A 15,656-nucleotide genomic window follows, 5' to 3' on the forward strand; every position below is an offset into this window, starting at 1 on the left:
ACGAACGAAAACGAGGGGAGAGGGATCATTGGACACTTTATTGTACTTGGAGGAACTGGCATTAGTAAGGCCTGACAACCGCTTCAAGGCGCAGCTGTGCCTTGGCAGCCGTACATACCCATATGAAGATACGGAAGCATTGAGCATCCTGCATGAGCAAGAGCTGGCTTACTACCGGAAGCTTCAATATAAAAGGAAGCATAGCTTTGTGCTCGGCCGCTACTGCGCGAAGCAGGCGATCTCCGCTTACGCTCATATGGCGGAACCGCAGCTTGGGCAAATATGGGTGCAGCAGGGGGTATTCCAGCAGCCGGTCATCATGCTTCCGCGAACCGAGCCTCTTCAGATCTCCATTACGCATTGCGATCATATCGCGGCTGCCGTTGCTTTTCCGGAGGCCCACCCATTAGGCATCGACTTGGAGAAAATCGACGGTGCCAACGTCAGTGCCATCGAATCGCAGATTACAGCGCCCGAGAAGCAAATGATCGCGGATACCGCTCTCGAATACGAGGCCGCGCTTACGATGCTGTGGACCTCCAAGGAATCCTTGTCGAAAATTTTGAAGACCGGACTCATGACCCCGCTCCCCGTATATGAAATCAATTATATGGATATCAGGCAAGACTGCATCGTCACCAGCTACACGAACTTCGCCCAATATAGCACCGTATCGTTCCGCGTCGGCCGCTATATGTGCTCGATCACGCATCCGAAAAGAACCGAATTCAAAGTGAACATCCCGGAGATTCAGCGGCTTTTCGGTGCATTGTGTGCTGTCGATGTTCCGTGACCGGAATCTATACGAAAGGGATCGCTAACTGCAATTCGGTCAGCCGATCCCTGTTCTTTTTTTGTAAGCAATTCGGCAAGCAAGGGGCCCGTCAATAAGCTTTCCGGAGACTCCAGGCCTGAAGCGCAATAATGACGACAAAAATTATACATTGCGGTAAGGTATACTGCATCAATTCTCGGTGGACAGCCGCGACGACAAGGACAAACGACAGCAGGTTAATCATCACGACCCCAAGCGGAATATAGGCGGCGAAGCCAAATAGCTCAATAATCCGTTCGGCCGACAGCCATTCCACGATGCCGACTGCGGCGAGCAAAATACCGCCCTGCAAGGACATCACTCGGTAGGAGCCGATAAGGAACCCGTCGGCCGACAGCGATTTTAATTCACGGACAAGCATAACTTCACCGTAAATGACATGCACGATACTCATGAGGATCAGAACGATGCCGACGATTCGCTTCGCTTGCTTGGCGCGCATCTCTTCATTCACATCCTCTCTGATTTGTCTCTTCCATTATTACACATTTGATGTCATTTTTTCAAAATAACCAGAAGCCAAGCGCTCTATTGTCTTATCCTTGGAAACAAGAGACAGAACCAGCGCCCTTCCTTCTTCCTTGCGGAAGCGAAAGGGCGCAGCTTGCAAGCTTCGCTTATCGGGGAACCGAAGTCGTTCCCTTCGCTTGAAGCGTCGCCGTTTCTTTCTTGCGGAACGGACGGCTCATTCTTAGCTTCAACGACTCGATGATGTCGTACACCACCGGCACAACGACCAGCGTAAGGAGCGTCGAAGTGGCCAGCCCGCCGATGACGACGACGGCAAGTCCCTTGGACATGATCGCTCCTTTGGAGAAGCCGAGCCCCAGAGGCAAGAGCGCGAGCATCGTCGCTCCTGCGGTCATGATGATCGGCCTAAGTCGCGTCGCACCGGCCTCCAGCAGCGCTTCGCGAATCTCGTGCCCTTCCCCGCGAAGCTGCTGTACGCGGTCGATCAGCACGATCGCGTTCGTCACTACGATCCCGATCAGCATCAGAAATCCGATCAACGACGTGACATTGATCGTTTCCTTTGTCACCAGCAAGCCATAGAAGCCGCCGATCAAAGCAAGCGGAAGCGAGAACAGGATCGCGAACGGAGCGCTTGCGTTCCCGAAAGAGATGACCATGATGAGATAGACGATGAGGATGGAAGCGACCATCGCCAGGAACAGCTGCATGAAGCTTTCTTCGATATCCTCCGAAATGCCCTTTACTTCGTGGATAACGCCGGGTGGCAGCGCAATGGCGCTCAAATCCTTCGTTACCTTCGAAATGACGCCTGCCTTGTCCTTCACATCGACCTTCGCCGTAATCGTCACCGTCTGCTTCTGCATATCTCTCTGAATCGATGCAGGCGCATCGATCAGCCGCACCTTCGCCACATCTTGAAGCGCGATATCGGGCCCAGCCGGCGTTTTCAGGATAAACCGCCCGATTTTGTCAATCGCGTCCTTGTCCTTCTCGTTCAGCTCGATTGTCGTCTTGAAAATCTCATTGTTGAAACGGAATTCGCCGAGATTGTCGACGCCGATCCAGCCTGCGGCCATCCCCAGAACTTGCGCCGAGGAGAGCCCGTATTTCCGGGCTTTGTCCTGATCGACCGCGATCTCGACTTCTTCCTTCTTCTCTCCAAGACTATCCTTGATATCTGTCAGCTCCGGGTACGTCTTGAGCTTTTCCTTGATCTCCTCAGCCGCTTTCTCCAGATAGATTTGGTCCTCGCCCTTCAGGTTGTATACGAAATCCTGACCTGTCGTTGGCGGACCGAAGGCGAGCACCGTGCCGTCCACGACAGATTTTTGCGGAAGCTCGTAAGCGATTCTCTCCTTCCATTCCTTCACGGCAGCCTTGGCGTCGGTCGCTTCTTCGGCTCTTAGGAAGAACATCGCGCGGTTCGCGGTCCGCTCGTCGGCGTTCAAATAATACCCGATCAGCGCTTCGACGTAGGTGAACGTCTTCCCGCCGTCGGCGTTTTTCGCCTCGGACATCGCGGTCTCAATCTGCTTCATCTGGATGTCGAGCGTTTCGAAGGATGTCTCCGGCGGCATTTTCACATCGATCATGATGAGCTTGTCCGCTGCGCTTTCCGGCATGAAGCTGGCCCCGAGAAACGGCACGGTCGTGACAATCGAGACGACGAAGATCATAACGGTAAGAATCAGCGTTTTGATCCGGTTTCTGAGCGACCATGCGAGCGAGCTCCGGTACCACTCCGACATCCGTCCCGTGCCGTGATGGGCGGAGCCGATGTGCTTCTGCTTGAGCACCGTCAGCTTGGCAAGCATCGGAATGACCGTCACGGACACGAGCAGCGAAGCCAGCAGAGCGACGACAATCGTGATCGCGAACGGCCGGAAAATTTCCCCCAGGGTATCGGTCACAAGCGCGATCGGCCCGAACACGCCGACCGTCGTTATGGTGGAGGAAGTGATCGCCGTAGCAACCTGTTTCGTGGCGTACTTGATGACGTCCTCGTTCCGTTCCTGACGCTGCACGAGTTGGGAGTAGATGTTCTCGATGACGACGATGCTATCGTCGACCACGCGCCCGATGGAGATGGCGATGCCGCCCAGCGTCATAATGTTAAGCGTAATGCCGAGCGGGGCCATGACAAGCAGCGTGATGAAAATCGATAACGGGATCGACACGAGCACAATCAGCGTCATACGCACATTGCGCAGGAAGAAGAGAATCATGACCGAAGCGAGCAAGGCGCCGATGGCGCCCTCCTTCAGCATGCCTTCGATGGACAGCTTGATGTCGACGGCCGCATTGTACACCGTATGAAACTTGACGTTCGGCAGCGTCTTTTGCCAGCCCTCCATCAGCTTGTCGGCTCCTTCTGCGAACTGGACTGCATTCGCGTTTTTCGCCTTATACAGGTGAACGGCGATCGTCGGTCTTCCGTCAAGCCTCGCTATGAATTTCGATTCGCTGACGGATTCGACGGTCGCCAGTCTGCCGAGCGGCAGCACATCGCCCTTCGGCGTCGTTACGTTCAGCTTCTCCAGATTGTAGACGGAATTGATGTCGCCGCTCACGCGGACCATCTTGCTTTGGCCGTTGATTTTCACATTGCCCGCCGGGCTCGATTTGAGTGCATCCTTGATGCTCTGGCCGACCTCTTGGGGCGTCAGGCCGGAGGCGAGCAGCGCTTTTGCATCCAGCTTGATGTTGAGCTGCGCCTGATGATTGCCGATCGAAGCGACGTGATCGATGCCCTTGAGCGCGTTGAAGGCGGGAAGGATCGTATCCTCGTACTCCCGGTCCAGCTCCGCCTGACTCATCCCGTTCTCGCCGTAGATCGCCATGTAGTAGACCGGGTCGTTCGCGAAGCCCGTCGTCATCGCCTTCGGCCGTTCCGCTCCCTGCGGGAGGCTTACGTTCTGCAGCAGACTTTCCACGTCGCGCTTCGCTTCTTTAATATTACGGCCCTGCGCGAATTCAATCACGATGGAGGAGACGTTATCGCTGGAGGTGGAGGTCATGCCTTTGAGGCCTTCCACGTTCGCTAGCTCCTTCTCGATCGGCTTCGTAACTTGATCCAGCACGTCCTTGGGCGGCGCCGGGTACCGCGTCTGCACAACGACAATCGGAAACGAAATGTTTGGCAGGCTCTCCATCTTGAGCGACGTTCCCGCATAGGTGCCGCCGCCGACCAGCAGCACCAGGATGATGAATACCGCCGAAACGTACTTCATGGAAAAATTCGTCCAACCGCTCATGGGCTTACCTCGCGCACAGGCTGCTCCTGCACGATCGACAGCTTACGGTTGATCGCTTGGCAAATGTCCCGCCAGTGCTCGTTCAGAAAGAAATGCCCGCCCCGGAACTCGTGCACCTCGAAGTCGCTCGCCGTATATTGCTGCCACTCATAAATGTAAGGCTTCGTCACGAGCGGATCGTCGTCGCTGTACAGAAAGACCACATTCGCGTCGAACCGTACCGGAGGCAGCTTGCATTGGTATTCCTCGATGATGCGGTAATCGTTGCGCAGAATGGGCAGGAACAGCCTGACCAGTTCCTTCGATTCGAACAGCTCGGGCGGCGTTCCGCCCAGCCGTTTGATTTTATCGATAAAGACCTCGTCCGGCAAAAGATGCATTTCGTTATTTACATAAACGTAATGCGGAGGCAGACGTCCCGACAGAAACAGAGCAACGGGCTCGGGCAGACCCGCCTCGCGGATGGCTGCCGCCAATTCATAGGCCAGGACGGTGCCCATGCTGTGACCGTAGATAGCGTAAGGACGGAAAGCAACCCTGGGACGGAGCGTGCGGAGCATGTCCGCCACCGCAGTGGCGACGCCGGCATCCAGCGCCTGCCCCATTCTCCGGCCGTGCCCGGCCAATTCCAGAGGGTGGAGATGGATCTGCGGGTCCAGCTCCTCCGCCCACTTGCCGTATATGGCATGGCCCGATCCGCCTGCGTATGGAATACAATATAAGTCGATCCTGTTCACCCCATCCCCGCCTCCGTTTCTTTCTTCTCCATACGAACCTTGAGCAGATGCGCCGTCTCCTCCTCCACGATTTGACGTACGCGTTCTATGTCCGGCTCGAACTTGCACAGAATCAGAAAATCAAGCTCTTGGCCGACGACCTTCGCCACTCCGTAGAAATCGGCGTAATCGAGCTTCTCCTGATTTTCCTGCTCCAACAGCTCCAGACTGAAATCCCAGATCTTCCCATACTCCGCTTCCGCGCTTCCGGCGTAGTTCATCAGCAGCGGAGTGAAGAAGGAGGATTTGCCGCTCTTGATCTTGGAGAACAGCTTCCACCAGTTCATCAGCGAAGGGAGGTTCCATATCAGGTTGAAGAAGTTGATATTGTGCTTGTTGATAAGCTCCATGCGCTGCCGGATGACGTCCGTCATGCGGGACGGTTCGGCCCGGTCGACCGGAACCACCATCGGAATGCCGTCGACGATGAGCCCGACTACGTCGTTGAAGCTTTTGCTTTGATACCTTCGGTTCTGGAACAGCAGCAGGAAAGGAACGCCGTCGATTTCCAGCAGCCGCGATACGACAAGGATGTAGATTTGCAGCACCAGCTCGAACGTGCCGTTGTCGTCGTTGTGGTCGAACTGGAACGGCGTCAGGTCGATTTTGCAGCGCACCTGCTGAATCCTTCCCTGCGGACGGGCCTTCATTCTCTCCTGCGCCAGCCGCAAATAGCCGTTGAACTTGTCAATCTCCAAGGCGGCGATCAGACCGTCTGCATCGATGCCGATCGGACCGCGGCGAATCTGCTCAAGATATTCCTGATAGCTGCTGGACGCCTCCATCGCCTTTCGAACGCCCTTCTGCAAGTCCCGGTACCGCTGCAAAATGTGCCTGCGCATAATTTGGCCTGACGTGACGTCGAAGATGGAGTGGTCGATTTGGAAAAATAAGTCGTAGCGCCGTTCGTTATATTTGATGAGCACGACATGGTACATCGGCGTGCCCGCCTTTTTGAAATCGGCCTTCCACTCGTGCTTAATGAGCTCCGTCATGACGCGGGACTGCGACTCCCCGGGCAAGCCGGATAGATCGAGCCGCGGAAGCGGCGTCTGCTGGGGCGGCGCATGCTCCTTCCAGCGGTACTCCCACATCGTCCGGTACAGACAACTGCGCAGCAAGCCATGGCTGCCGACGACGTCGCAGAACGCCTGCTCCAGCACCTGCTCGTCGACCAGATCGTTAAACTCGATCAAATACATCTGCAGCCGAGTCTCGCTGCGGAAATGCATCCGCTGCGCGTTGCTCAAGCCGTAGCGGCTGACGACAGGCTGATTCAGGATCGCTTCGTTAAACCGCCGCCGGGCTTCGTCGATCCGGCTATCGAAGCTTTCCAGCACCGATTGTTCCGAATCGCTCAGCACGCCGAGCCGATGCAGGTCCTCCAGCGTCACGGCGTCCGGCATCGACTCGAACAAGGATGAGGGCAGGATGTAATGCGGCAGCAATTCGCCAGGCACCCGAAGCTGCCGGAGCTGCTTGCGGAGCGTGTCCGCGCCTTCAGCCGTCAACTCGTCCACGAACAGCAGATTCAGCGATTCTTTCCGTTCCGCATCTTGCGCAATGCGATAATGGCAGCCAAGATCGGCCGTATCCGCCAGGATCGCGACAAGATCGGCCGCTTCCGCGATATCCTTGTTCTCCTTCTTGCTCTCCTCCTCCAGATAGCGGGCTAACGAGCGGATCGTCGGATATTTGTACACCTCGTTCATGAGCACCTTACTGCCTTCGCGCTCCAAATCCATCGTCATCTGGATCAGCTTGAAGGAATCGCCACCGATCGCGAAAAAGTCGGCATCCGGATCGATCTCCTCGCGTCCGAGCAATCGGCTCCAGACTTCGCCAATCGTCGCTTCCAACCCTTCCAGTCTGGAAGCCTTGCTCTCCTCCGAGGAAACCGCAGCGGGCAGCGCCGGCTCGAACAACGGATGATGTCCGGCATCGATGGCCGTGCGGCGCACACCGGACTCCAGCATCGTCTCCAGCACCGGGACAACACTCTCCGTGCGAAGCACGCCTTCCCGGGGCAGGTAAATCCGGTATACATTGGCGGAGGCGTCCAGCTCCTCATGCCCGGCCACCCAAGCGGTCAGATCGGGTCCCCAGTCTCCCGGCTCCGGGAGAGCGGACATAATCATCGCCGGCTTGCTCTGTCTGGCACTTGCCCGCACCGCTACGCGATTGGCGGCAATCGCAGCCTTGGCCGCTTCGGCGACGGCAGGAACGAACGAGTCTCGGCGGAATTTAGCCGGCTCGGCAATGTCCCACAGCATAATATCTTCCACATCCGTCCGATCCGCCAAAGCGGCATCCAATGCAAGCTCCAGAGCGGATGCATCGGCCGCGGCTACGGTCCGAAGCCGGCGGACTCCCTCCGGCCAAGCCGGGGACGCCTTCGCATCGGCCGGCGGCTTGGCCGCTGCGCGTTGGCCGATGATGATGCCTACGTCCAACCGTTCGCGCAGCCCGGTCTTGTCCGGGTAGGCCGCAACCTCCTCCAGACCGAGCGCCGAGAAGTGACCTTGCCATTCTTCGACGGATACGAGCGGAGACAGCTTCCGCTCGGCTTCGTCGAAATGCCACCAGCCATCGGCCAAGCCCCAGATCAGATCCACATAGCGGCGTACCCGGGTCCGTTCGAGGACGCACAGCAGGCCGCCTGGCTTCAGCAGCCGCTGCATATTGCCGAGGCTGACCGACAAGCGGTGCGTGGCGTGAACGACGTTATAGGCGAACACCAGATCGAAGGAGGCCGGCTCGAAGCCCTGCTCCCCCGGATCGCGGGTAATATCGAGCACTCCGAAATGCATGAACTGCAGATCCTCTTCCAAAGCGAACTTCCGGAACGAATCCACGAACGAGCTGCCTACATCGGTGAAATAGTACTCGATCTCCATATCTTTCAGCGATGGCGCAATGCGCCGCAGAATAGCCCCATAACCGCCGCCCGCCTCCAAAATCCGGATTCGCTTCTTCCGGCCGGCGATGCGCGTGAGCATCGTGGAGAACATTTCCTTAATCAACTCGTCTTCCTTCTCCTGCACCGAGCCGTTGTAGGCGTCCAAAATCATCTGGTTATTGCCGCCCGGATATAGAACGGCCAGCGCCGGGACCTCTCCTTTCAAGGCGGGACGGAAGCCGCGAACGCAATGCTCCAGAAGGTTCAGCTGACCGGAGAACAGAGGGGTCGCCCGCCCGATGTCGGCGCGGATGTCCGCCGGATGGCGCAGAGCTCCCGCTTTGTCGGTTACCTGGTAACGGCCCTCTCCCCTAGCCTCCAGAATACCGTCCTCGACAAACATATGGAGGAAATAATGCCCGTATTTCCCCAGCGAGCCGACGATAGCGAGGCCTTCCATAAATTCGTCGGTATCGAACAAGCGTCCCGGCGGCAGTAAAAACAGCTCCTGTACAAAATCGTAGGACAGACGTGCCGCGTACTCGTCCATGAGCCGATGGGGAACGGACAAGTCCTCTATGCCGAAGCGGCCAGTATACCGCTCCTGCTCCGCATTCAATTCCTGCAGCAGAGCCCGGACCGTCTCCTTATCAAAGGAATTCGCTTGCAGACGGTAAGGCAGAATGCTGACGCGTGCGCCCTCTTGCACGAAGGCGGCCGCCAGCGGAGCCGGCAGGCGGTCTTCCGGACTCAATACGATGAGATGTCGGCCCTGGAATCGGGACGCGCCGCTCCACGCCGCCTCATGAAAATCCCTGAACCTGGGCACCAGGCGCTGCTCGCCCGAATAGCAGACGGCAGGGTACGGATGAGCGCTGGACCCGAGCTCCCGCTCGAGAATCCCCGCCCATCGCACGGCTCCGCTCTTGCCCGACAGCGGTACGCCGGCATCCACCAGACGAAGACTCAGACGGGGAATTTCCGTGCGGAGGCTCCGTACGAGCGCCACAAGTCCCTCGGCTTTGGAGATCGGAGATACGGGGCTGAGCACGACAACCTCCGGCAGCGCTTCGCGCAGCTCGGACTTCAATACATGGACCAGAAGCCTCAGCTCCGCTTCGGTGCGGCTGCCCGTCGAACGGGCAAGCACGATCGTATCGGGAAGCAGCGCCTGATGCTGCAAATCACGGATCAGACGGTACAGATCGATCGCGCTCCCCGGGCGCACGGTGGAGCCAAGCGTACCTTTAAAATGATAGCTCGCCCCGCTTTCCACCAGCAGACTCCGCCATCTCGGCATCTTCTGGAGCAGACGGCGAATCGAAACGGCATCGTCGGCCATCACAAGACAAGCTCTCGGCTGATCCGAACGGGAGACCGGCGGCAGGAAGGCGGATTCCCACACGATTCGGCCTGCGCGCCCCGCGCGCTCGGCCACAGCCGGCATTGGTGCAGGTGCCGCAGCCGCTGCGGCCGTTTCTTGATTACCTGCCATCAGCTCGCTATAGTCGCCCCTGCCGAGCGGGAATACCGTCTCGTCAAATCGATATAAAGGAAGCGTCACACGATTCCGCGCTTGTCCCTGATAATAAGCCTTCCAATCCGGCGCAATGCCGAGACTCCACAGCTCGCCGAGCCTTTCCGCGAGAAACGCATCGTCCGGCTCCTCCTCCTGCGCATTGCGGAGCGTTCCGACGACGCCGAGCGGATTCCCGCTTGGCGCCTGCCGCGCGAATGTCGACAGGACGCGGCCGGGACCGACCTCCAACAGCAAAGCCTGGGAATCGGCCAGGATCGCGGCCAGCCCTTGCTCGAATCGGACGCTTCCCCGCAGATGCCGCGGGTAATACGAAGGATCGACGGCTTCCTCGGGCTTGATCCAGTCCCCGGTCAGATTCGATACGTACGGGAGCCCCGGCTCCTGCAGTTTCATGCCGGCGCACAGCTCGCCGAAAGGCGCCAACGCGCCGTCCATGAGGGCCGAATGAAACGCATGGGACGTGCGTACCTTGCGCGTTCGGATTCCCGCGGCCGCCAATCGGCTCTCCGCCTCGGCGATTGCCTCGTCGTTTCCGGACAAGGTGCACTGACTCGGGCTGTTCATGGCGGCCACAGACAGCGCGTCGGTCAAGTACGGACCTGCCGCTTCGGCGGATGCGTTCACGGCAAGCATGGAGCCGCGGGGCATCGATTTCATCAGACGGCCTCGCGCGGTCACGAGGCGGATTCCGTCCTCAAGCGAGAATACTCCCGCCAGACAAGCGGCCGTATATTCGCCGAGGCTGTGTCCGATCATGCCGCTGGGCTGAATACCCCATGACATCAGCAGCCGTGCCAGCGCGTACTCGACTGCAAACAAGGACAGCTGCGCCATGTCCGTTTCCAGAATGGTCTCTTCGTCGCCCGCCTCAGGCTCCAACAGCACGCGGCGCAGCGCCCCCATGCCTTCCGCTTCGGCCAGCCTCAGGCAAGCCTCCAGCTCCCGGCGGAACGCCGGCTCGGTCCGGTACAGGTCCCGGGCCATCCCCGGATACTGCGACCCTTGTCCGGGGAACAGAAAATAGACGGCCGGCTTGGCGGACGGAGCCGTCGTGCGGCGTGCCCGCGGAGGACGCACGCCATCCAGCGCGGCCTTCAAGCCCTCAGCCAGGTCGTCCAGCCCGCGGTAGGCGATGGAGAAGCGCTCCGGCAGGCTTCTTTTGCCGGTCTGCGCGCTCCACGCCAGATCGGCGGGCTCCAGCTTCCCGCGATGGCGCTCCAGATGCGCGATATAGGCTTCCTGCATGCGGCGCAGAGCGGTATCGGTGCGGGCAGACAAGCACAGCACATTCCACTCCCGACCGGCTCCGGACGGCTCCCGCTCGGGCGCCTCCTCAAGCACCACGTGCACGTTCGTACCCCCGATGCCGAAGGAGCTGACGCCTGCCCGCAAAGGAAGGTACGCATCCGCTTCGTCAGGTGCAGGCTTTCGCTGCCAGTTCTCCGTCTCGGATACGATCCGGAAGGGGCTGTTGTCCAGATCGATATTCGGGTTGACCGCTTCAAAATTCAAGCTCGCCGGAATGATCCGGTTGTCGAGCGCAAGAACGGTCTTGATGAACGACGAGATGCCTGCGGCCACGTCCAAATGCCCGATGTTCGACTTCAGCGAGCCGATGCCGCAGGAACCGGGACGGACGGACTGGAACGCCTTCTTCAACCCGGCAACCTCGATCGGGTCCCCCAGAATCGTGCCGGTGCCGTGCGCCTCGATGTAGCTGACCGTTTCCGGCGGCACATCCGACAGCATCAGCGCACGGCGGATGACCTCCGCCTGGCCTTCAACGCTCGGCGCCGTAAAGCCGACCTTGCGGTTCCCGTCGTTGTTCACCCCGGTGCCGCGAATGACAGCGTAGATGCGGTCGCGGTCGCGGATGGCGTCCTCAAGGCTTTTCAGCACGACCACGCCCGTACCGTTGCCTTCGACGGTCCCTTTGGCGTCCCGGTCGAACGGGCGGCAGTGGCCGTCAGGCGAATTGATCATGCCGTCCTCGAACAGGTAGCCCTTGCGGTGAGGCAGGGTCAGCCCGCTGCCGCCGGCCACCGCAATGGAGCAGGCGCCGGTCAAAATGTGGCGGCAAGCCATATCGACGGCATAGAGCGAAGTAGAGCAGGCGCAGTGCACGGTAACGCAAGGGCCTTGAAGATTAAGACTGTAGGCGATTCGCGTAGCGGCGAAATCTTTGTCGTTCAATTGGAGGGTGGCGAATTGCAGACCGCCGCTGTCGACGGTCGACTTCATCGTTTCGAGCTCCCACACGAAGTTGCCGGAAGCGCCGACGAACAGGCCGATGCTGCCGCGGTACTGCTCCGATGCGTAGCCCGCGTCCTCCAGCGCGTGGTACACCTCCTCGTGCAGCGCGCGGACCTGCGGGTCCATCATCGCGGCGTCCCGCGGCGTATAGTTGAAGAACTCGGCATCAAAATATTCAAGTCGCGGGAAGACGCCCTTGGCACGAACGTAATTCGGCTTGGCCAGCAGCTCCGGCTCGACACCCGATGCGAGCAGCTCTTCATCCGTAAAGAACGAAATCGATTCGACCCCTTCGGTCAGGTTGCTCCAAAACGAAGCTACGTCATCGGCCCCCGGAAAACGACCCGACATGCCGACGACGGCAATTTCGAGCCCCGTGTAGTTCGTCTTTACCTTCATGCTCTATCCTCCAGTTTTCGAATAAGGGAACCGGTTTTCAGCAGCTTGCTGCGGGCGCTTGCCAGCTCCCGGTCCTGCTCCTCGTCGCCGCGGGTTCCGAGGGGTTCCCGTACCTTCAAATAATCGGCCAGACGGGCGATGCTGGTATGCTCGAACAAAACCGTAAGCGGTATGTCCCGGTCGAAGGCTTGCTTCAGCCGGTTGTTGATCGTAATCAAGTTCAGGGAGTTAACCCCGATTTCAAAAAAGTTGTCGCCCGTGTCTACCACCTCCACGCCCAGCACCGACGAGAAGATGTCGGCGATCGTCTTCTCGACGCCGCTCAAGTGGCGGGGAGCGGCCGAGGAGACGATCGGCGCCGGCGCGGGCAGCGCCTGCCGGTCCACCTTGCCGTTGACGGTGAGCGGCATGGCGTCCAGCCGGGTGAAAAAGGCCGGGACCATGTAGCCGGGAAGCTTGGAGGACAGCACCGTTTTCCATGCCCCTTGATCCGGCTCTTCCTCGGAGGTGAAGTATGCGCAAAGCTGCTTGTCCTCACCAATTTCCCTTACCTGCACCGTTACCTCTTTGATGCCGGGCAGGAGCGACATCGTACGTTCGATCTCGCCCAGTTCGACGCGGTACCCGCGAATTTTTACCTGAAAGTCGGTTCTCCCGACAAAATCGATCGTTCCGTCCGGCAGCCAGCGGGCAAGATCACCGGTCCGGTACAGTCGTCCGCCGGGCACGAACGGATCGTCCAGGAAGCACTCTTCCGTCAGCTCCGGACGGTTGTGATAGCCAGAGGCGATGCCGTCGCCACCGACGCACAGCTCGCCAAGCGCCCCGACAGGCACCGGCTGAAGTCCATGATCGACGATATAGGCGGTCGAATTGGCCAGCGGACGGCCGACCGGAATTCGTCCGGATTCCAGATCGGCCTCCGTCACGACGTGAGTCGTCGAGAAGGTCGTATTCTCCGTCGGGCCGTAGCCGTTGACGATCCGCAGCCCCGGGTTAGCCTCCATCGCCCGGCGAATATGGCGGACGGATAGTACGTCGCCGCCGACAATCAAGTTCTTGAGCGACCGGAACATGGCCGGGTCCTGATCACAAAGCTTGTTGAACAAGGCAGCGGTCAGCCACATGCTGCTGACGGACTGGCGCTCAAGCAGCGCCTTCAGACGGCCGGGGTCGAGAATGTGCTCTTCGTCGGCAAGCGCCAGAATGCCGCCGTGCAGCAGCGCGCCCCAAATTTCGAACGTGCTCGCGTCGAAAGCCGGGGAGCCGGTCTGAAGAATAACCTGGTGCGGGCCGAAATCGATAAAATCCGGTCCGAACACAAGGCGAAGAATATTGCGGTGCGTCACGAGACAGCCCTTGGGCCGACCGGTCGAGCCGGAGGTATACATCAGGTAGGCGGTGCCCCTGGCGTCGTGAACAGAGGCAGCCGGCTGCGCCTCGCCCGGATGGCCGGACTCCTCCAGAAGGAGCACGTTCGAGCCGGACGGAGCCTTGGCCGCCAAATCCGACCGGGTGTACAGCACCTCGATGCCGGCGTCCTCCATCATAAAGGCGAGCCGCTCCGGCGAGTTCAACAGGTCCAGCGGCACATAACTAGACCCGGCCTTCAGAATGCCCAGCATCCCTGCAACCATTTCGGGACAACGGGTGGTCATGAGCCCGACGACCGAGCCCGGTCTCACTCCCTGCGCCTGCAGCTTCGCCGCCAGCCGGTCGGACCATGCGTTCAATCGGTCATAGGTGTAGCTCGTATCGCGCCACAGCAAAGCGGTTTCCTCTCCCCGGCGGGCGGCGACTTCCCGGAATGCGCCGTCGACGGTGGAATCGGCCGGATATGGCCGGCGGGTGGCGTTGAAGCTGTCGACCACGACCGTCCGATCCTCACGCGAGCACAGGCTCAGTTCGTCTACGGAAGCGTCAGGCCGTTCGCAGGCAGCTTCGAGCAAAGTCGTCAGGCTGCGCTCCAGCCCTTCCATCGTTTGCTTCGCGTACACCGCCTCGTTGAAGGAGAAATGCACGGCGAACGTCTCGCCCGGATTGACGACAACGTGAAAATCGTAATTCGTGCGCTCGAAAACTTGCACGTCCTCGAACGTCAAGGATTCGCCCGATTGCGAGGCCAGATCCCGCAGACGCTCGGCAAGCGGGTAATTCTCGAAGGCGACGACGTGGTCCAGCAGCTTGTTTTTCAATCGGCTGCGACTTTGTATGTCGAATAACGGGCAATATTCGTAAGGCACGGACGCGAAGCTTGCCTTCTGCACGTTGGCGCACAGCGAGGCGAAGCTTTCCCCTTGTTCGGCGCGTACCCGCAGCGGCTGGGTATTGATGAACAGACCGACCATCGATTCCACCCCAGGCAGTTGGGGAGGACGGCCGGATACGACGCTGCCGAATACGGCGTCGCGGGTGTAGTTGTATTTTTGCAAAAGAAGGCCCCAAGCGCTCTGAAACAAAGTGTTCACCGTCAATTGCCGCGACCGGGCGAGTCCGTTAAGCCGCTCTACAAGCGACTTGGATAGCTTGAAGCTGTGAGTGGCATGGCGGTAAGGACCGCCTCCGCCGAAGGCGGGGATCGCTATCGGCTTCTCGTAACCGGCGAGAGCTTGCTCCCAGTAGGCAAGGGCTTGCTCCTCGCTTTGGCCCTCCAGCCAGCGAATGTATTCGCGGTAAGGGTATGCTTCGCGAGTCGGCGTATAGCTGTCTTGCCGGACCGCCGCCTCGTACAGGCCGAACAATTCTTGAAACAGCGGGCCAAGCGACCATCCGTCCATCAAAATGTGATGGAAGGTGAAGATAAACCGCCATCTCCGCTCCCCCGTTCGCAGCAGTGCCCCGCGGAGCAGCACGTCCTGGCTCAGGTCGAAGCCGCGCTCGCGATCCGATTCCTTGAAAGCTTCCACCGCTTCCTCCGGCGAAGCGTTCTCCCGGAAGTCGCAGACGGTTAATGCCGGCTCCCAGGATTTCAGGACGACTTGCCGCGGGAGGTCGGTCTTCCGGTAGGAAAACACCGTTCGAAGGATGTCGTACCGATCCGAGAGTCTGGCCAATGCCCATTCCATGCGGCCGGGGCTGACGTCCCCGGCGATATGAAAATCAAACTGCTCTACATAAGCCGAAGACGACGCATCCAGCGCATGATGAACCAGCATGCTTTTCTGCATGGAGGACAAGCCGTATATATCCTGGATGTTTTCTTTGCGAATCATCGTACAGCTCCTTT

6 protein-coding genes are annotated in these 15,656 nt (G+C 59.2%); 1 reads left to right on the forward strand and 5 read right to left on the reverse strand.

What is annotated here, in order from left to right; all coding sequences use genetic code 11:
- Positions 1-28 precede the first annotated feature (28 nt).
- Positions 29-793 (forward strand): 4'-phosphopantetheinyl transferase family protein, encoded by a 765-nt coding sequence (locus NI000_RS31275; RefSeq protein ID WP_253415268.1) that lies wholly within the window; start codon positions 29-31, stop codon positions 791-793.
- A gap of 91 nt (positions 794-884) precedes the next feature.
- On the opposite strand, the gene NI000_RS31280 is transcribed toward NI000_RS31275, so the two are convergent.
- From NI000_RS31280 to NI000_RS31300, 5 genes are all read right to left on the reverse strand, one after another.
- Complete coding sequence (locus tag NI000_RS31280; RefSeq protein ID WP_253415269.1) at positions 885-1,277, reverse strand: hypothetical protein; 393 nt, start codon at positions 1,275-1,277, stop codon at positions 885-887.
- A gap of 175 nt (positions 1,278-1,452) precedes the next feature.
- Positions 1,453-4,563 (reverse strand): efflux RND transporter permease subunit, encoded by a 3,111-nt coding sequence (locus tag NI000_RS31285; protein WP_253415270.1) that lies wholly within the window; start codon positions 4,561-4,563, stop codon positions 1,453-1,455.
- The gene (locus NI000_RS31290) at positions 4,560-5,300 is read right to left on the reverse strand and encodes a thioesterase II family protein (protein WP_253415271.1); all 741 of its coding nucleotides are present in this window, start codon (positions 5,298-5,300) and stop codon (positions 4,560-4,562) included. Before NI000_RS31290 ends, NI000_RS31285 begins: the two co-directional genes overlap by 4 nt.
- Positions 5,297-12,430: a type I polyketide synthase gene (locus tag NI000_RS31295; RefSeq protein ID WP_253415272.1), complete on the reverse strand. Its 7,134-nt coding sequence runs from the start codon at positions 12,428-12,430 to the stop codon at positions 5,297-5,299. Before NI000_RS31295 ends, NI000_RS31290 begins: the two co-directional genes overlap by 4 nt.
- Positions 12,427-15,642, reverse strand: a complete 3,216-nt coding sequence (locus tag NI000_RS31300; protein WP_253415273.1) for a non-ribosomal peptide synthetase — start codon at positions 15,640-15,642, stop codon at positions 12,427-12,429. Before NI000_RS31300 ends, NI000_RS31295 begins: the two co-directional genes overlap by 4 nt.
- Positions 15,643-15,656 lie beyond the last annotated feature (14 nt).

Source organism: Paenibacillus tyrphae (assembly GCF_024158745.1).
In the GTDB taxonomy this organism is placed as follows: domain Bacteria; phylum Bacillota; class Bacilli; order Paenibacillales; family NBRC-103111; genus Paenibacillus_G; species Paenibacillus_G tyrfis_A.